The organism is Olsenella sp. An270 (assembly GCF_002159735.1).
In the GTDB taxonomy this organism is placed as follows: Bacteria; Actinomycetota; Coriobacteriia; order Coriobacteriales; family Atopobiaceae; genus Thermophilibacter.
In genome coordinates this window covers 260105-277239 of record NZ_NFJF01000001.1, presented here as the reverse complement: position 1 = coordinate 277239, position 17135 = coordinate 260105, and the positions used below count along the sequence as shown (strand labels likewise).

At 66.2% G+C, this 17135-nt stretch carries 15 protein-coding genes; 5 read left to right on the top strand and 10 right to left on the bottom strand.

The genetic code is table 11. The features are described from left to right. Positions 1 to 30: 30 nt before the first annotated feature. Together B5F73_RS01225 and B5F73_RS01220 are read right to left on the bottom strand one after the other, a co-directional pair. Positions 31 to 246 carry a hypothetical protein gene (locus tag B5F73_RS01225; RefSeq protein WP_087225196.1) on the bottom strand — a complete coding sequence of 72 codons (216 nt, stop codon included), beginning with the start codon at positions 244 to 246 and terminating at the stop codon, positions 31 to 33. 159 nt (positions 247 to 405) lie between these two features. Next, positions 406 to 1431, bottom strand: coding sequence for a LacI family DNA-binding transcriptional regulator (locus B5F73_RS01220; RefSeq protein ID WP_087225193.1), 1026 nt, complete (start codon positions 1429 to 1431; stop codon positions 406 to 408). Between the two features lie 166 nt (positions 1432 to 1597). Between B5F73_RS01220 and B5F73_RS01215 the strand changes: the two genes are divergently transcribed. Beyond that, positions 1598 to 2677 (top strand): aldose epimerase family protein, encoded by a 1080-nt coding sequence (locus B5F73_RS01215; RefSeq protein WP_087225190.1) that lies wholly within the window; start codon positions 1598 to 1600, stop codon positions 2675 to 2677. Between the two features lie 451 nt (positions 2678 to 3128). Here the strand turns inward: B5F73_RS01215 and B5F73_RS01210 are convergent, their stop codons facing one another. The 6 genes from B5F73_RS01210 to iorA form a co-directional block, all read right to left on the bottom strand. Next, positions 3129 to 4775 carry a galactoside ABC transporter permease gene (locus B5F73_RS01210; RefSeq protein WP_087225187.1) on the bottom strand — a complete coding sequence of 549 codons (1647 nt, stop codon included), beginning with the start codon at positions 4773 to 4775 and terminating at the stop codon, positions 3129 to 3131. 12 nt (positions 4776 to 4787) lie between these two features. Further along, positions 4788 to 6296 carry a sugar ABC transporter ATP-binding protein gene (locus B5F73_RS01205; RefSeq protein WP_087225184.1) on the bottom strand — a complete coding sequence of 503 codons (1509 nt, stop codon included), beginning with the start codon at positions 6294 to 6296 and terminating at the stop codon, positions 4788 to 4790. 148 nt (positions 6297 to 6444) lie between these two features. Continuing rightward, a complete protein-coding gene (locus tag B5F73_RS01200) occupies positions 6445 to 7737 on the bottom strand; it encodes a substrate-binding domain-containing protein (protein ID WP_087225181.1) in 1293 nt (430 codons plus the stop codon). Positions 7738 to 7916: 179 nt separating this feature from the next. Then, complete coding sequence (locus B5F73_RS01195) at positions 7917 to 9152, bottom strand: phenylacetate--CoA ligase (RefSeq protein WP_087225179.1); 1236 nt, start codon at positions 9150 to 9152, stop codon at positions 7917 to 7919. Positions 9153 to 9161: 9 nt separating this feature from the next. Beyond that, complete coding sequence (locus tag B5F73_RS01190; RefSeq protein ID WP_087225178.1) at positions 9162 to 9737, bottom strand: indolepyruvate oxidoreductase subunit beta; 576 nt, start codon at positions 9735 to 9737, stop codon at positions 9162 to 9164. Then, positions 9734 to 11629: an indolepyruvate ferredoxin oxidoreductase subunit alpha gene (gene iorA / locus B5F73_RS01185; protein ID WP_087225175.1), complete on the bottom strand. Its 1896-nt coding sequence runs from the start codon at positions 11627 to 11629 to the stop codon at positions 9734 to 9736. The genes B5F73_RS01190 and iorA overlap by 4 nt, the downstream gene beginning before the upstream one ends. A 206-nt stretch (positions 11630 to 11835) precedes the next feature. Here iorA and B5F73_RS01180 point away from each other — a divergent pair, with 206 nt between their 5' ends. Both B5F73_RS01180 and B5F73_RS01175 read left to right on the top strand, forming a co-directional pair. Further along, the gene (locus tag B5F73_RS01180; protein ID WP_087225172.1) at positions 11836 to 12561 is read left to right on the top strand and encodes a tRNA threonylcarbamoyladenosine dehydratase; all 726 of its coding nucleotides are present in this window, start codon (positions 11836 to 11838) and stop codon (positions 12559 to 12561) included. Positions 12562 to 12711: 150 nt separating this feature from the next. Then, positions 12712 to 13215, top strand: a complete 504-nt coding sequence (locus tag B5F73_RS01175) for a DUF2798 domain-containing protein (RefSeq protein WP_087225169.1) — start codon at positions 12712 to 12714, stop codon at positions 13213 to 13215. Between the two features lie 82 nt (positions 13216 to 13297). Here B5F73_RS01175 and B5F73_RS01170 read toward each other — a convergent pair whose 3' ends face one another. Then, entirely contained in the window at positions 13298 to 14251 is a 954-nt protein-coding gene (locus tag B5F73_RS01170; protein WP_087220491.1) for a DMT family transporter, read from the bottom strand. A 386-nt stretch (positions 14252 to 14637) separates the two neighbouring features. Between B5F73_RS01170 and B5F73_RS01165 the strand changes: the two genes are divergently transcribed. Next, complete coding sequence (locus tag B5F73_RS01165; RefSeq protein ID WP_087225166.1) at positions 14638 to 15159, top strand: nitroreductase; 522 nt, start codon at positions 14638 to 14640, stop codon at positions 15157 to 15159. A gap of 86 nt (positions 15160 to 15245) precedes the next feature. Here B5F73_RS01165 and B5F73_RS01160 read toward each other — a convergent pair whose 3' ends face one another. Then, on the bottom strand, positions 15246 to 16115 hold the full coding sequence (locus tag B5F73_RS01160) for an aldo/keto reductase (protein WP_087225163.1): 870 nt from the start codon (positions 16113 to 16115) through the stop codon (positions 15246 to 15248). A gap of 145 nt (positions 16116 to 16260) precedes the next feature. Here B5F73_RS01160 and B5F73_RS01155 point away from each other — a divergent pair, with 145 nt between their 5' ends. After that, the gene (locus tag B5F73_RS01155; protein ID WP_087225161.1) at positions 16261 to 17124 is read left to right on the top strand and encodes a LysR family transcriptional regulator; all 864 of its coding nucleotides are present in this window, start codon (positions 16261 to 16263) and stop codon (positions 17122 to 17124) included. Positions 17125 to 17135: the final 11 nt, after the last annotated feature.

The following is a 17135-nucleotide window of genomic DNA, read 5'->3' as shown; positions in this document are numbered from 1 at the left end:
GGATGCGCAGCTGCCAGCTTTTGGACAGGCCTACTCCTCGATGGCCTTGAGCCGCTCGTCAATCTCGTCGAGGTGCTCGGCGAGCTCGGCTGCCTGGGGGAATGACGCGAGCTTGCGCAACGTCAGGCCGGCAACCATCTTCATCTGCGGGTCGGTCGAGAACCCTGCCGAGTATTCGGAGATGATCGCGCTCGCCTCCGCGTTCTTGCTCAGGACCTTGATCTTGGAATCAACAGAAAGCGCCATGGCTCCTCCTCGTCGCCCGCGACCGGGCATCGTCAGGGCAAGCCCCTCTTGCCTCTGAGGGCACTATCCCACCCGGCCTCTCGAAGGCCCATCCGACGAATCGTAGGGTTATGCGGCGCTCCGCCCCCACAGAGCGCACGGTGTCGCGCGCCCTCCGCCTCAGCGCGCGTCAGCCACGCTGTCGCGCACGACGAGGGTCGGGGCGATCCTGATGGAGGTGGGGCGATAGCCCGGAGCCGAGCCGAGCAGGGCATGCTCCACGGCGACCCGCCCGCGGGCGAAGAGGTCGAAGCTCACGGTGGTGAGGCGCACGTTGGGGATCGAGCGCTCGAGCGAGTCGTCCACGCCGACGATGCTCACGTCCTCGGGGACGCGCCTCCCCGCCTCCACGAGCGCCGCCCAGACACCGACCGCCATCTGATCGTTGGCAACGTAGACGGCAGTCGCACGCTCGTCGCGCGCGATCCGGCGGCCGAGCTCGTAGCCGCTGCTCGCGGTCCAGTCTCCCCGCAGCGGCTCGCTGACGTAGAGGTTCCGGGCAGTGAGCTCGTCTCGCCATCCCCGCTCGCGAAAGACGGAGTCGACCGAGTAGGAGGGGCCGCTCACGAAGCGGATCTCTCGATGACCGTGGGAGAAGAGGTGGTCCATGACGAGACGCGAGCACTCGTACTGGTCCGAGTCCACGGTCGTACAGAGCGGGTGCTCGTACATGGAGAGCAGGACCGTCGAGAGGCCGGGCTGCGGCTGGAACTCCTCGAAGTCGCTCGCCCGTATGCTCATGCTTATGACGAGGGCGTCGATGGGCAGCGCCATCATCCTCCTCGTCGCCTCGGCGAGCGAGAGGGGGACGCGGTCGTCCATCTCGAGCGTCGTCACCGCGTAGCCCATCTCCCCCGCCGCCGAGAGGATCCCCTTCACCGTGGCGAGGTTGCCGAACTGGTCCACGTTGTAGAGGCACAGGCCGATCGAGTTGTAGCGCCCGCTGCGAAGGGACTTGCCGGCAAAGTTGGGCCTGAACCCCAGGTCGCGGATGGCGGCGAGAACGCGCTCGCGCGTGCGCTCGCTCACGTTGGGGTGGCCGTTGACCACACGCGAGACGGTCTGCTGAGAGACGCCGGCCGCGCGGGCGACCTCCGCCATCGAGACCGGCCTCGCGTCTGGGAGGGTCCCTCCGAGCCTTGGCATCCCCGCACCTCCCGACCGCTCACAAGCCGTTTGGACTCCAACGGCGAAAAACGGGCGCCATGCTGGGCGCCACCGGATATGTGTACGTTAACATCAGGACATGATTCGTCCACGCGTAGACGGTGAGCGGCGGCGTCCGTCCCGTCTGCGAGAGAAGGGAGCCCTCATGCTGGAGGTCACTTCGTTTGGCAGCACCCCGGACGGCTTCGAGGCGAGCGCCTACACGCTCTCGACCGAGCACACCCGGGCGCGCATCTCGGACTTCGGCGCCACGCTCCTCGGCATGGAGGTCCCGGGTCGAGACGGCACGACGGCCGACGTCGTCCTTGGCTTCGCCTCCGTCGAGGGCTATGCCGGCGTGAACGGGTCGTGCTACGGCGGCGTCATCGGCCCCATGGCCAACCGCACCGACCGGGCCGAGGTCCCCGTCGACGGGACGGTGTACCACCTTCTGGGGAACGACGGACCGAACGGCGAGAACAACCTCCACTCCGACCTCATGCGCGGGCTGCACAAGCGCGCCTGGGAGACGAGCTATGACGAGGCCTCCAACACGCTTAGCCTGAGCTGCTCGCTGGCAGACGGCGAGCTCGGCCTCCCCGGCAACCGCACGTTCACCGCCAGCTACCGGCTCTCCGAGCCGGAGGAGGGCGTGAGCGAGCTCGCCCTCACGTTCGACTGCACGACCGACGCCAAGACGTGCGTCAACATGACGAGCCACACCTACGTGAACCTCGCCGGTCACGACGCGGGCTCCGTTCTCGACCAGGTCGCCACCATCGACGCCGACACGTTCCTCCCCCTCCGCGAGGACTCGGTCTCCGAGGGTGTCGTCGAGGACGTCGAGGGGACGCCGTTCGACTTCCGGAGCCCCAAGGCGCTCGGACGGGACATCGACGCCGACTGCGAGCAGCTGCGCCGCGCGCGTGGCTACGACCACTGCCTCTGTGTGCGCGACTACGAGCCTGACGCCGCGCCTCGTCACGCCATGCGCCTCGAGGACCCCGCGAGCGGCCGTGCGCTCGACATCCTCATCACCATGCCGGGTGCGCACCTCTACACCGGAAACTGGTGCGACGACGCCGAGGGCGTGAAGGACGGGGCCAGCTACCGCCCGCGCGACGGGGTTGCCTTCGAGCCGGAGTTCTACCCCGACTTCCCGCATCACCCCGAGTGGGACCAGCCCGTCTGCGAGCCCGGTCGTCCCTACGCGCAGACGATCGTCTACCGCTTCTCGACGATCTAGGGCGCGCGTCAACACAACCGCTCCCGTGGAGGGCCCCGCATGCGGGGCCCTTTTCGTTTGCTCCGGAGGCCCTCGTTCTTGTCGACCGCGCTTCTAGGAATTGCCGCCCTTGTCGTGAAGGCATCTAGGAATTGGAGCGCTTGTCCTTGTGACTTCTAGGGATCACTGTCCTTGTCGCCCGCGCATCTAAGTTTTGCCGCCCTTGTCATGCAGCCCTCTAGAATTCACGAGGTTTGCACGACATCGGGCCCCGCAACCGATCAATCCCGCGTATTTCTAGAAGCGCGGACGACAAGGGCCGCGATTCCTGGGACCCCCCTGGACAACGGCAGCAAATCCTAGATGCCGCCAGGACAAGGCCGGCAATCCTTAGATCCGTACGCCCGTCACAGAAGAACCCGCCCGGACGCGGGGTCCGGGCGGGCCTGGGGGAGCACATCTGAGGAGGTGGCTACTTCTTCTGGATGTACTTCAGGCAGTCGAGGGTGACGGCCAGCAGGATGATGACGCCGGAGAAGACGAACTGGAGGTTCGTGTCGACGCCGAGAATCGTGAGCGAGTAGGTCAGCGCGGTGAAGATGAGAACGCCGATCGTGACGCCCGAGATCTTGCCGATGCCGCCGGTGAAGGAGACGCCGCCGACGACGCAGGCCGCGATGGCGTCGGTCTCCCAGCCCTGGCCGTAAGCCGCGGAGCCGGAACCGGTCATGCGCAGGCACTCGAGCCAGGAGCCAAAGCCGTAGAGGACGCCGGCGAGCATGAAGGTGCCGAGCATGACCCAGAAGACGTTGATGCCGGAGACGGCAGCGGCCTCAGGGTTGCCACCGACCGCGTACATGTTCTTGCCGAACGTGGTCTTGTTCCAGATGAACCAGACGATGGCGATGGCCGCGACGGCCCACAGGATGATCGTCGGGAACCCGCCGATCTTGGGGATGACCATGCCGGGGATGGCGGTCTCGATGGAGCCGAAGGAGACGCCCTTCGTGGCGTAGGTGAGCAGGCCGAAGATGATCAGCATGTTGGCCATCGTGGAGATGAACCAGTGCATCTTGAACTTGGCCGTGAAGAAGCCGGCGATCGTGGCAAAGAAGACGCAGAGCACGATGCAGACGAGAAGGGCCAGGATGATGCGGCCGACGACGGGGACGGAGGTGAGGTCGAACGTCATGCCGAAGACCGTGCCGGTGTTGATGCCCTGGTGCATGATGATCGTCGAAGCGGTCATGCCCATGCCCACCATGCGGCCGATCGAGAGGTCGGTGCCCGTCTGGAGGATGAGGCCGGCGACGCCGAGCGCGAGGAACATGCGCGGCGAGGCCTGCTGCAGGATGTTGAGCACGTTGTTGACCGTGAGGAGCTGCGTGCCCTTGACGATCGGCGCGGCGACGCACAGGCCGATGAAGACGGCGAGGATTGCGATGTAGAGGCCGTTGCGCAGCAGGAACTGACGGCGGTCGAACGTGTACTTGTAGTTCTCCCAGCGCTGGGCCTGGTTCTCCGCGAAGGTGAACTTGGACATACGGAGCATGTCGATCAGGTGGTAGCGGTGGGTGAAGGCCTCGTGGCCGCGGTCCTTGACGAGCTGCAGCGCCTTCTCGTACTCGATCTTGGCGTCGAAGCGACGGTTCTTGTAGACGTAGTTCTCGTCCTTGATCTCGGCGCTGTCGGAGAGCTTGGCGAGGTTGGCCTGGTGCTCCTTCTCAAGCTCGGCGAGGCGCTTGTCATAGTTCTGCTTGGCGACGACCTTCTCGGAGGCGCAGGCCTGCTTGACCGCGTCGAGATAGTCCTTGTCGTAGTGCGCGGAGAGGTAGTCGACAGCCTCCTTGATGAGGGCGTCGACCTGGGACTTGTTCTGGCTCTCGACGGCCTTGGCCTTCTCGAGGTCCTTCTGGTAGGCGGCGATGGCGCGCTCGCGCTCGTCCTTGGTCAGGATCTTGTCGCGCTTGGCGTCGTCGATGGAGCCCTCGAGCGCAACGACCTTGTCCGTGCCGTCGACGCGCAGGGCGTCGATCTTGGCCTGGATGGCGCCGACGTGGTCGTCGATCGGCTTGCGCAGGGCCATCTCCTCCTCGTGCGTGAGAATTGCGTTTGCCATAGGTTATCCCCCTTACAGATACTTGGCGCTGAGGCGAAGGAGCTCTTCCTGGTTCGTCTCCTTGGTGTTGACGATGCCGGAGAGCCTGCCGTTGGACATGACACCGATGCGGTTGGTGATGCCGAGAATCTCGGGCATCTCGGAGGAGACCACGATGATGGTCTTGCCCTCCTTCGCCATCTTGATGATGAGCTCGTAGATCTCGTACTTGGCACCGACGTCGATGCCGCGGGTCGGCTCGTCCATCAGGAAGACCTGCGGGGCGCGCTCGAGCCACTTGCCGAAGATGACCTTCTGCTGGTTGCCGCCGGAGAGCGAGGAGATGAGGTCATCGGGTCCCATGCACTTGGTGCGCATGGTCTTGATCTCCTCGTTGGTGGCGTTGACCATCCTCGGCTTGGAGAGGGCGATGCCGGTCTTGTAGTGCCCCAGGTTCGCGATCGTGGTGTTGAACGTCAGGTCGCCCTTGAGGAAGAGGCCGTTGGCCTTGCGCTCCTCGGTGATGAGGGCGAAGCCGTAGTCCATCGCCTCCTGGGCGTTGTTGAAGTTCATGAGGTGGTCGCGGAAGTAGACGCGACCCGAGGCGCGCGTGCGGATGCCGAAGATCGTCTCCAAAAGCTCGGTGCGCCCGGCGCCGACGAGGCCGTAGAGGCCGAAGATCTCACCCTTGCGGACGTCGAAGGTGATGTCCGAGAGGTTGGGGGCGTACTTGGTGGAGAGGTGCTGGATCGAGAGGATGGGCTCGCCGGGCGTGTTGTCCACGGGCGGGAAGCGGTTGTCGAGGGAACGACCGACCATGGCGGCGATGAGCTCGTTCATGTTGGTGTCCTCGATGCGCTTGGTCATGACGAGCTCGCCGTCGCGCAGCACCGAGACGTCGTCGCAGATCTCGAAGATCTCGTCCATCTTGTGGGAGATGTAGATCAGCGAGATGCCCTGCTCCTTGAGCATGCGCATCATCGCAAAGAGCTTCTCGACCTCCTGGGTCATGAGCGAGGAGGTGGGCTCGTCCAGAACGATGACCTGGGCGTTGTAGGAGATGGCCTTTGCGATCTCGCACATCTGGCGCTGGGAGACCGACATGTTGCGCATGGGCGTGTTCAGGTTGACCGTGAGGCCGAGCTTGCGGAAGAGGTCGGATGCCTCCTTGCGCATGCGGCCCTCGTCAACGATGCCGAGCGAGTTCGTCGGGAAGCGGCCGAGGAACAGGTTGTCCTTGACGTTGCGGTCCAGGCACTGGTTGAGCTCCTGGTGCACCATCGCGATGCCGTTCTCGAGCGCGTCCTTGGGACCGGAGAAGGCGACCTCCTTGCCGTTGAGCAGGATGGTGCCCTCGTCCTTCTGGTAGGTGCCGAACAGGCAGTTCATCATCGTGGACTTGCCTGCGCCGTTCTCGCCCATGAGGCCCATGACGGTGCCGCGCCGAACGTTGAGGTTGATGTGGTTCAGAACCCGGTTGCGTCCGAACGACTTGCTCATGCCCTGGATCGACAGGATGATGTCATCTTGCTTGTCAGCCAATAGTTTCACCCCTTACGTAATTCGTGGCGCTGGCGCGCCTCCAGAGAAACACCGCTAACCCAAAGTCTTCAGACGCATAGGGAGGGAGGAGCATGACCTCCTCCCTCCCTTGTTCTTCCGTGTCAGCGGAACGAAGCCATATTCCTGCCTACGCGAGCAGCGAGGTGTAGGAGGCGCCGTTGTCGGTCTTCACCATGTTGATGGCGAAGCCGTCGTACTGGTCCGGGTTGCCGAGACGGTTGGTGATGTTGGCCTCGGTCTGGCCGTCGCCGCCGATGTACTCGACCGTGAGGTTGAGCAGGTCGTCGTACTTCTCGAGGAGCGGCTGGTAGGTCGCGGAGAGGAAGTTGTCCGCGGCGTTGTAGATGTCGAGCCAGACGCTCTTGTTGGGGTGAGCGGACTCGTCGAGCTGGCTCTGAGCCGTGGAATAGAGCGTGGTGGCGTCGAGGTACTGCTCGTAGTTCTCGGCGGTGACCGCGATGTTCATCGCGTAGTAGGAGCGCTCGTCCTCGTTGTAGACGTAGTCAGCCTCGGCGATGACGTTGCCCGCGTCATCCTCGGTGGCGATGCCGGTGTTGATGTCGGCGCCGTCGAAGACGTTGCGGAGCAGGCGCAGGGTGAGGTAGGCCTGGACGGCGGGGTTCTGGGAGATGGTGCCCGCGTAGCCCTCGGCGATGGCCGCGACGGCGTCGGAGTTGGCGTCGTAGCCGAAGGTCGGGACGCCGTTCTCCTTGGACCAGGCGTTGAACATGGACATGCCCATGCCGTCGTTGTTGGAGACGACGACGTCGATCTGGTCGCCGAAGGAGGAGGCCCAGGTGCCGATGGCGTTGCCGGCCGTGGCAGCGTCCCAGGTGGCGCCGGACTGGTTCTTCATCTCCTGCGAGGCGAGCTCGCGGATGATGTACTCCTTGCCGTCATCAGCGGTGACCTTGCCGTCGACGACGAGGGTGGAGGAGCCGTCGGTGTTGGTGCCGACGGGGTCGGAGACGATGTTGCCGTCCTGCTCGACGGCGGTGCCGAGCGCCTTGCGGGTGCCGCGCGTACGGGCGATGGAGTCGTTGTGGCCGATGTCACCGACGGCGAGGACGTAGCCGATGATGCCGTCGCCGTTGCGGTCGAGCTCGGCGGCGTGGGCCTTGATGTGAGCCAGGACCATCTCGCCCTGGAGGTCGCCACCCTGGGTGGCGTCAAAGCCGACGTAGTAGGTGTTCTCGTTGAAGGTCAGGGTGTCCATGTCGAGCTCGCCCGTGGTGGAGTTGGACGGCTGACGGTTGAAGAAGATGACCGGCTTGGCGGCGTTGCCGGTAGCGGCGGCGTCGCCACCCTCCTCGGCGGGCTGCTCGGCAGTCTCGCCACCGCAGCCGACGAGCGCGACGGTGCCGGCACCGGCGAGACCGAGGCCGCAGACCTTCACGAAGTTGCGACGAGTCAGATCCATGGTGGGTTTCCTTTCCCCGTTTCCCCAGACACGCGCCATACGCGTGCCCTTGTCTTGTGAGTACGTTAACACCGGCTCGCCGACGGTCGGGAAGGTTCGCCGCCAATCATCGCCCGACGGTCGGATGGGACGCGTGAGCGGTGAGAACGACAACTTTGGTTTAAGGAACAGGTTTCTGACTACTCATACCTCTCGTCGAAGACGCGCTTGGTCTTCTTCTCGCTCCTCGGGAGCACGCCGAGCTCGACGACCTTGACGAGCGGCGTGAAGCCGATGCGACGCTTGACCTCGGCGGCAACGGCGTCGGCGGTGTCGAGGAAGTCCTGTGTGCCGTCCGTCTCGACGTAGATACGCATGGTGTCGCGACCCTCGAGGTGCGAGAGGCGGATCTGATACTCGCTCGAGAGCGCCGGGAACGTCTGGAGGATCTCCTCGATCTGGCGCGGGAAGACGTTGACGCCGTGGATCTTGACCATGTCGTCGGAGCGGCCCTGCAGCGCGTCGATGCGCGGGTACGCGCAGCCGCAGGGGCACGTCCCGGGGATGATGCGGCTGAGGTCGTGGGTGCGGAAACGGATGAGCGGCGCGCCCTCCTTGACGAGCGTGGTGATGACGATCTCTCCCCACTCCCCGTCCGGGAGCGGCTCGCCCGTCGCAGGATCGACGATCTCGATGTAGATGTAGTCGTCCCAGTAGTGCATGCCGTCCTCGGCGTCGCAGGAGATGCCGATGCCGGGGCCATAGACCTCGGTGAGGCCGTAGATGTCGTAGATGGAGATGCCCAGGCCCGCCTTCACGCGGTCTCGCATCTTCTTGCCCCAGCGCTCGGAGCCGATGACGCCCTTGGTGAGGGCGACCTGGTCCTTCATGCCGCGCCTCTCGATCTCCTCGGCAAGCAGGAGCGCATAGCTTGACGTGGCGCCGATGACCGTTGTCTGGAGGTCGACCATGAACTGGAGCTGCTTCTCGGTGTTGCCGGGGCCCATGGGAACGACCATCGCCCCGAGCTTCTCGGCTCCCGCCTGGAAGCCGATGCCCGCGGTCCAGAGGCCGTAGCCGGGCGTGATCTGGATGCGGTCCTCGGCCGTGATGCCCGCCACCTCGTAGCAGCGCTTGAACTGCTCCGCCCAGTCGTCGACGTCGCGCGCGGTGTAGGGGATGATGACCGGCGTGCCCGTGGTACCCGAGCTCGAGTGGATGCGCACGATCTCTCGCTCGTCCACGGCGGAGACGCCGAGCGGGTAGCAGTTGCGCAGGTCCTCCTTCTCGGAGAACGGCAGCGCGAGGAAGTCCTCCTCGGTGCGGACCTCGGTGACGCCCGCCTCCTGGAGGCGTCGGCCAAAGTAGTTGCCCGACGCCACGAGGCGCTGGACCTGGTTGTTGACGAGCTTGAGCTGGGACTCGCTGATGTGCATGGAAGGCTCCTAGAGGTTGAGGGCGCGCAGGTCGAGATCGACGAAGGCGGGTTTGACGAGGGCGCGGACGGCGGCGACGAGGTCGTCGGTCGTGACGGGCCCGAGCGCGCCGGCTCGGGCGGCGGCACCGAGAAGGACGACGTTCAGCGCCTTGGCAGTGCCGATCTTGGCAGCCGCCGCGGAGGCGTCGACGATTACGAGGTTCTTCTCGCCCACGCGTTCGTGCAGGTGGGACATGATGGCGGGCAGGTCGTAGGCGGGGCCTCCAGTCGCCGCCGAGACGGGAACGACAGGTGCGTCGCTCGTGACGACCATGCCGCCCGGACGAAGGAACGGCAGCTGGCGCACCGCCTCGGCCGGCTCGAAGGCAACGATCGCGTCCGCCCGACCGCGTCCGATGAGCGGCGAGTGAGCACCCTCCCCCATCCGCACGTGGCTGAACACGGAGCCGCCGCGCTGCGCCATGCCGATGGTCTCGGCGGTCTTGACGGGGAGGTCACGCTCCATCGCAGCGCGGGCGAGGAGCTTGGAGGCGAGGACGGCGCCCTGTCCGCCCACGCCGGCGAGGATGACATTGGTGCTCACAGGCGCTCACCTCCCGAGATGGCGTGCGTGGGACAGATCTGCTCGCAGAGGGTGCAGCCCGTGCACTGCGCGGGGTCGATGCGCACCTTGCCGGTGGCGGCGTCAGGCACGAGGGCGGGGCATCCCAGCTCGCGGACGCAGCGCTGGCAGCCCACACACTTCTCGGCATCCACCGCACTTCTCGCCTTGGGCCTGGCGAGAACCACGCACGGGTTCCGGAAAATGATCGCCTTGACGCCCGGCTCGTCGGCCACGCGGCGGACGGTCTCGACGGCGCGCTCGTGGTCGAGCGGGTCGACGGTCTCCACGACCGTGAGGCCGATCGCGCGCAGCACGCGCTCGATGCTGACCTTCTCGACGACCTGGCCCATCATCGTGCGACCCGTGCCGGGATGCGGCTGGTGGCCGGTCATGGCCGTGGTGGAGTTGTCCAGGACGACGAGCGTCATGCTGGCCTGGTTGTAGAAGGCGTTGACCACGCCGGTGATGCCGGAGGCGAAGAAGGTGGAGTCGCCGACGAAGGCGAAGGCAGCGGTGTCCGGCTCCACGTGCGTCACACCCTGTGCGATGTTGATGCCCGCGCCCATGCACAGGCACGTGTCCACCATGTCGAGCGGCTTGGCGTTGCCGAGCGTGTAGCAGCCGATGTCGCCGCAGAAGAGCGTCTTGCGGCCGCGCATGGCCTTCTTGACGGCATAGAAACTCGCGCGGTGCGGGCAGCCGGCGCAGAGGACGGGAGGGCGGACTGGGAGCGTAGGGGGCGCCGGGCAATTCCCCGTGCTCAAACAGTCCTCGCCGCTGCGCGGCTGCGGAACTGCGCGCGGGGAAATGCCCGGCGCCTCGCTCTCGTCGGCCGCTCCCCTACCGAGGAAAGCGTCAATCGCACGCCCTACCGATTCAACGGTGTTCTCGCCGGAGGGTTGGATGTCGTCGGTGAGCTTGCCGCGGATCTTAACCGTGAGGCTGCGGCGGCCGCAGGTGGCGATGAGGGCGCGCTCAATCACGGGGTCGAGCTCCTCGATGCAGAGGACCTCGTCAAGACCGGCCAGGAAGTCGGCTGCCAGGTCCTCAGGGAACGGATACGGCGTTGCCACGCGGAGCACCCGCACGTCGTCCTTCTCGCTCAGGTTCTCGGCGACGTAGGTGGCGCTGATGCCGTGCGTTGCGATGCCGAGGCGCGGGCGCGCGTCCGGGCCGGCCGTCTGCCGGACGGTGTTTCTCGCGTAGCCGGAGAGGCGCTCGGAGAGCTCCGCGTCGCGCGCCTCGATGGCGGCGTGGGCGCGCACGGAGAGCGCGGGGAAGATGACCCAGCGGGACGGGTCGCGCACGAAGCCCTCGGGCTCGTTGACCAGCCACTCCTCGGGCTCGGCCACCTCGACGTCCTCGTAGCCGTGGTCCACGCGCGTCGTGGGCCGCACGATCACGGGGCAGCCCAGCTCCTCGGAGAGCGCGAAGGCCTCCCCCATCATCTGGTAGGCCTCGCTCGGGCTGGAGGGGTCGAGGATCGGCAGCTTGGCGTAGGCAGCAAAGGTGCGCGTGTCCTGCTCGGTCTGGGACGAGATGGGACCGGGGTCGTCGGCCACGAGGACCACCAGGCCGCCCTTGACGCCGATGTAGGAGAGGCTCATGAGCGGGTCGGAGGCGACGTTCAGGCCCACCTGCTTCATCGTCACGAGCGCCCGGGCCCCGGCGTACGCCGCGCCGGCCGCCACCTCGAGCGCCGCCTTCTCGTTCACGGACCACTCCACGTAGACGCCCTCGCCCCGGCGGCGCGCCACGGTCTCCAGGACCTCGGTCGACGGCGTGCCCGGGTAGCCGGCCACCACGTTCACGCCCGCAGCGAGCGCGCCCAGGGCCATAGCCTCGTTGCCCATCAGGAATTCTCTGTGCATGCTGACCTCCCTCGCTGCGCCGCACTCTAGCAGAGCAAAGCGGCCTCTGGCCGACCCGTCGCAAACCGGTAACGCAATTTTGGGACGGGTTCAAACCCGCTGCTCGTTTGGGACAGGCCTGAAGCCGGCGCGACGTCCCGCTGGTTGGACCTGTCCCAGAAAAGCTGCAAGAATAAACCCGTCCCCAAACTGCAGAGGAGGGTGACGTGGCAGAGACGGCGACAGACAGGCTGAGGCTCGTCATCGGTGACGAGGGGCTGGCGCGGCTGGGCGAGGCCCGCGTGGCCGTGATCGGTCTCGGCGGCGTGGGATCCTCCTGCGCGGAGGCGCTGGTCCGAGGCGGCGTAGGGCGTCTCGTGCTCCTGGACCGCGACGTGGTGGCGCCGAGCAACCTCAACCGCCAGGCGCTCGCGTTCACGAGCACCATCGGCCGCCCCAAGGCCGAGGTCATGCGCGCCATGGCGCTCGACATCAACCCGGCTGTGGACGTCACCGCCGTGTCCGCGTTTCTCGACAAGGACGCGCTGCCCGAGCAGATGGACGGGCTGGGTCCGCTCGACTATGTGGTGGACGCCATCGACACCGTGGCCCAGAAGCTGCGCCTCGCGCAGTGGTGCCAGGAGCGCGGCGTCCCCGAGCTCTCCGCGATGGGCGGCGCCAACAAGCTCGACCCCTGCCGCCTGCGCTTCGCCGCCATCGAGGACACCGTCAACTGCCCGCTCGCGCGCGTCATGCGAAAGGAGTGCCGCCGCCGAGGCATCCGCGGCCTGCGCGTGCTCTTCTCTGACGAGGAGCCGGTCCGCATGGAGCGCATCTCAGACGAGCAGTGGCTGCGCGAGGGGTCGCTCCTGGGCACGATGAGCTACCTGCCCCCCATCATGGGCCAGATGCTCGCCAGCCGCGTGATTCGCGACCTCCTGGGGTGGGCGTGACGCAAGCCGCGTGCGACAGAACCCTCCGGGACATCCGTCGCGCAGGGGCGTCCGCCACATAATCACCGCTTACGCGCGACGTGAAAAGTTGGTAGGGTAGCTCCTCGCATTCGCCCGCCCCGCGGGTCCCGTCGAGAAAGGTCTGCCCCCATGCCCACCAACAAACGCGAGAGCCTCATCTTTACGATCATCATGTGCTTCTGCATGGTGCTCTGGATGTCCGTCTACAACGTCGCTCGCGTGCATGGCTGGAGCTTCGGCTCCGGAACGCTGGCCGACGCATGGCTCGGCATCCCGCCGGCCTACGTGGTGGCGATGCTGCTGGACGTTCTTCTCGCCAGCCGGTTTGCCAAGTGGTTTGCGCTCCGCTTCCTGGTGACGCCGGGCAAGAGCAGCCGCCTTGCCATCACGCCGGCCATCAGCACGATGATGGTCTTCCCCATGGTGCTCTTCATGTCGCTCTACGGCGCGCTCGAGGCATTCACGCACGCGGGCGATCCCGCCATGATCCTGCCCACGTGGATCACGAGCATCCCGTGGAACTTCGTCGCCGCGCTGCCGTGGAACCTGCTGGTTGCGGGCCCGCTCTCCCGCTGGGTCTTCCGCCGCGCGTTCCCTGAGGGGACGGTGCTCGCGGAGCCGGTCTGCGCGTAAGCGGGCGCCCGCAGCTCTCCCGGCAGATCGGGCCACCGACGGAACCCCCACGGCATCGCGCTCGGGGCCCTCCGGCATGGCCTCACCGCATTGTATGCCGTGAGAGAAGGCTCGGAGCCTGTGCGAGGCATACGCCCGCGAGAATCACCACCACGCCCAGCCACTCGACGACGCCGAGCGGCTCGCCGAGCACGACCATGGCGATGAACAATCCCGCGGGAAGCTCCGCAGCGGCCATGACGGTTGAGAGGCCGGCGGGCAGGTGTGGCGACCCCAGGCCAAAGAGCAGCACGGGGCACATGAGGCCGAAGAAGCCCGCGACCGCGGCAAAGGGCAGGATGCCCTGGAAGACGACGCCCGACACCAGGTAGTCCGGGCACACGGTGAGCGACATCACGCCCGCCCCCAGGCACACGACGAGGCCGCGCTGCTCGTTGGAGCAGAGGGCCTTCACCTTACCGGAGAGCGTCACGAAGAGCGAGCAGGTCACAGCGGCGCCGAGCGCGCAGAGGAGGGCCACCGGGTCGTAGCCCGCAAGCCCCGTCCTGTAGACGCCGCTCGCGAACACGGTGCCGAACACGATGACCGCCGCCGAGGCGACCTCCACGAAGCGCGGAGCTCGGCGCGTCATGATGGTCTGCCAGACGAGCCCCATCCACGTGAACTGGAAGAGCAGCGTGAGCGCCACCGGTGCGGGCAGCACGCTCATGGCGTAGCAGTACAGAATCGAGGTCGTGCAGGTGAGGGCACCGAGCCCCATGAGTTTGAGCACCTGCTTGCCGGAAAGACGCTGCCACCGCACACCGCGCAGACGGCCGAGAAGCACCGCGAGCCCGAAGAACAGGAAGCCGAACCACGCCTGGCTTGCAACCACCTGCGCGGAGGTGAAGCCCGCCGCGTAGGCGAGCTTGTAGGTGGTCGCCATCGCCCCATAGCAGGCGCCGCCCGCGAACACCTGGAGTGCCGCCACCGCCCGGCGGCGTCCCGAGGGCGCCATCCCCGCAGACGGCATCGGCCGATCGATCACGTTTTCCATAGCCGTTCCTCCTCTCGCCCCGCAACGCGAGGCTTCGGCCCTGTGCGTCTCGGGCTCTCGGAGGGAGGCTGGCGCGTCATCACGTGATTGACGGCGCAAAATGCCGCACAACCGGAGCTCCGTTGTGCGGCAAAAAGGTGGCTTGCGCCCAGAAAAGTCCACACGATTTTAGACGAACTGACTGTACGGGCCTTGCCTGCAGAAGTCAAGCAACGGCGAGAAGTCCTTGTCGACGCTTGACGCGGCACAGAGAGCTCCCATAATAGGTCTCGAAAATCCCAGCGGATTTTTCCGGATGCCGCCATCATCTTTTCGCCGCTCACCCGCCTTAGGGCAGGTGGGCGGCTTTTCTGTATCGACGGGTCCGGCGAGAGAAGGGACATGGCATGGCGAACGAACTCATCGACCTCATCAAGACGCGCAGGAGCGTGCGCAGCTACAAGGCGGACCCCGTCCCCCAAGAGCTGCTCGACACCGTGCTTGAGGCGGGCACCTACGCGCCCACGGGCGGCGGGCACCAATCGCCGGTGATCGTGGCCGTGACGAGCCCCGAGACCCGCGAGCGCCTGCGCGCGCTCAACGCCGCCGTCATGGGCAAGGAAACCGACCCGTACTACGGCGCGCCGGCCATCGTGGTGGTGCTCGCCGACGGCGGACGCGGCACCTTCGTGGAGGACGGCTCCTGCGTGCTCGAGAACCTCATGCTCGCGGCGCACGCCGTGGGCCTCTCCAGCTGCTGGATCCATCGCGAGCGCGAGATCTTCGACAGCGAGGAGGGCAAGGCGCTCCTCAAGGAGTGGGGCCTGCCCGAGGCGCTGCGCGGTGTGGGCGCCATCGCGCTCGGCTACGCCGACGGCCCCGAGCCCGCCGCCACCCCGCGCAAGGAGGGCTACGTGGTGCGCGTGTAGCTCAAACGATTCACACGTTCCGGAAAGGGGCGCTCTGCCGGCAGCATCGATGCTCCCAGCAAAGCGTCCCCTGTCCGCCTGCGTCGCTAAAGACGAGTCCTCACGCTGCTCACGCCGTGGAGCATCTTCACAAACGCCGGATCGTCGTGGTTCACGATCTCGCTGTGGTCAAGGGTGAGCTCGGCAATCTGCGCCATGTCATCTGCGGTGAGCTCGAAGTCCCACACGTCGATGTTCTGCTCCATGCGGTCGCGGTGCACGGACTTGGGGATAACCACCACGCCGCGCTGGATGTTCCACCGCAGAGCCACCTGAGCCGCAGTCTTGCCGTACTTCTCGCCGATCGCGATGAGGACGGGGTGCGTGAAGATGCCGTGGTTGCCCTCTGCGAAGGGACCCCACGCCTCGGGCACCACGCCGTACTCGCGCATCGTGGCAAGCGCCGCCTCCTGTGAGAAGAACGGGTGCAGCTCCACCTGGTTCACGGCAGGCGTCACCTCGACGGTCTCGCAGAAGTCCGCCAAGCGCGCCGGATAGAAGTTGCACACGCCTATGGCGCGGATGGTGCCAGCGCGGTACGCCTCCTCCATGGCGCGCCAGGCCCCCACGTAGTCACCGAGCGGCTGGTGGATGAGATAGAGGTCCAGGTAGTCAAGACCGAGCTTGTCAAGCGAGGTCTGGAGCGCCGCCTTGGCACCCTCGTAGCTCGCGTCCCGCACCCAGAGCTTGGTGGTGACAAAGAGCTCCTCGCGCGGCACACCGCACTCGCGGATGGCGGCGCCCACCGCCTCCTCGTTCATGTAGGCGGCCGCCGTGTCGATAAGGCGGTAGCCGCAGTCGATGGCGTCAAGCACCGCCTGCTTGCATACCGCAGGGTCCGGCACCTGGAACACCCCGAAGCCCTCGCACGGCATCTCGATACCGTTGTTGAGCGTCACGGTCTGAACGTTTGCCATGGTAGATTCCCTTCTCGCCTAATCGCACCGTCCTTTGACCCCACCATCATGCTGCGAAAAGCGAATGCCGCGCCCTACGCATTCGAGCAGTTAGCATGCATAACGTGCATACTGAGAAGGACACACCAGAACACGGGAGACACCCATGACCATCGAGCAGCTCGAGCACATAGCCTGCGTCGCACGAACGGGATCCATATCCCGCGCCGCCGCCGAGCTCCATATGTCCCAGCCTGCGCTCAGCCGCTCCATCCGGCGGCTTGAGGACGAGCTTGGCTGCGGCCTGTTGCGCCGCACCGCGAACAGGTCGGCGCTCACCGAGGCGGGCTGCATCGCGGCAGACTACGCCGACGATCTGCTCCGCACCTATCGGCGCATGCGTGATGCGCTGGCATCGCTCGAGACGCGCCGGCGCACGCTGAGAATCGGCACCTGCGCTCCAGCCCCGCTCTGGCGCGTCACGCAGCTCGTGGTGGAGGCAGCGCCCGGCACCATCGTCGCTTCCGAGTCCCTTGATGAGCAACACCTGCGGCGCGCCCTCATGGAGAACACGCTCGATGCCGCCATCATGCTCAACCCGCTTGCGCTCCCCGGCTTCATCTCGCAGCCCATCATGACCGAGAGCCTCTCGGCGCTCCTGCCGCGCACGCACCCGCTCGCGAGCAAACAGACGCTGCGCTTTTGCGACATCGACGGCGAGACCTTCCTCATATACACCAACATCGGCTTCTGGCGCAGCATCGTCGAGCGCGAGCTGCCGCATGCGACATTCCTCTGGCAGGAGGATCGCTCGATGTTTGAGATTCTGCTCTCCACGAGCGATGCTCTCGCGTTTAGCACCGAGGCGGCAACGCCGTATACATCGCATCAGACTGAAAACGTTGCCCGCGTCGCGGTCCCGCTCAGCGACGCCAGCGCCCGCGCGACGTTCTATCTTGTGTATCGCACGGACGGGCAGGGCAAGGGCTCTGAGCTCATCGAGCGCGTGCTACCACGGCTCTCTCGCTGAGCCCCTCCCCG

Coding starts and splice junctions, on each gene's coding strand:
- B5F73_RS01225 (WP_087225196.1), bottom strand. CDS start 246: ATGGCGCTTTCTGTTGATTCCAAGATCAAGGTCCTGAGCAAGAACGCG.
- B5F73_RS01220 (WP_087225193.1), bottom strand. CDS start 1,431: ATGCCAAGGCTCGGAGGGACCCTCCCAGACGCGAGGCCGGTCTCGATG.
- B5F73_RS01215 (WP_087225190.1), top strand. CDS start 1,598: ATGCTGGAGGTCACTTCGTTTGGCAGCACCCCGGACGGCTTCGAGGCG.
- B5F73_RS01210 (WP_087225187.1), bottom strand. CDS start 4,775: ATGGCAAACGCAATTCTCACGCACGAGGAGGAGATGGCCCTGCGCAAG.
- B5F73_RS01200 (WP_087225181.1), bottom strand. CDS start 7,737: ATGGATCTGACTCGTCGCAACTTCGTGAAGGTCTGCGGCCTCGGTCTC.
- B5F73_RS01195 (WP_087225179.1), bottom strand. CDS start 9,152: ATGCACATCAGCGAGTCCCAGCTCAAGCTCGTCAACAACCAGGTCCAG.
- iorA (WP_087225175.1), bottom strand. CDS start 11,629: ATGCACAGAGAATTCCTGATGGGCAACGAGGCTATGGCCCTGGGCGCG.
- B5F73_RS01175 (WP_087225169.1), top strand. CDS start 12,712: ATGCCCACCAACAAACGCGAGAGCCTCATCTTTACGATCATCATGTGC.
- B5F73_RS01170 (WP_087220491.1), bottom strand. CDS start 14,251: ATGGAAAACGTGATCGATCGGCCGATGCCGTCTGCGGGGATGGCGCCC.
- B5F73_RS01165 (WP_087225166.1), top strand. CDS start 14,638: ATGGCGAACGAACTCATCGACCTCATCAAGACGCGCAGGAGCGTGCGC.
- B5F73_RS01160 (WP_087225163.1), bottom strand. CDS start 16,115: ATGGCAAACGTTCAGACCGTGACGCTCAACAACGGTATCGAGATGCCG.
- B5F73_RS01155 (WP_087225161.1), top strand. CDS start 16,261: ATGACCATCGAGCAGCTCGAGCACATAGCCTGCGTCGCACGAACGGGA.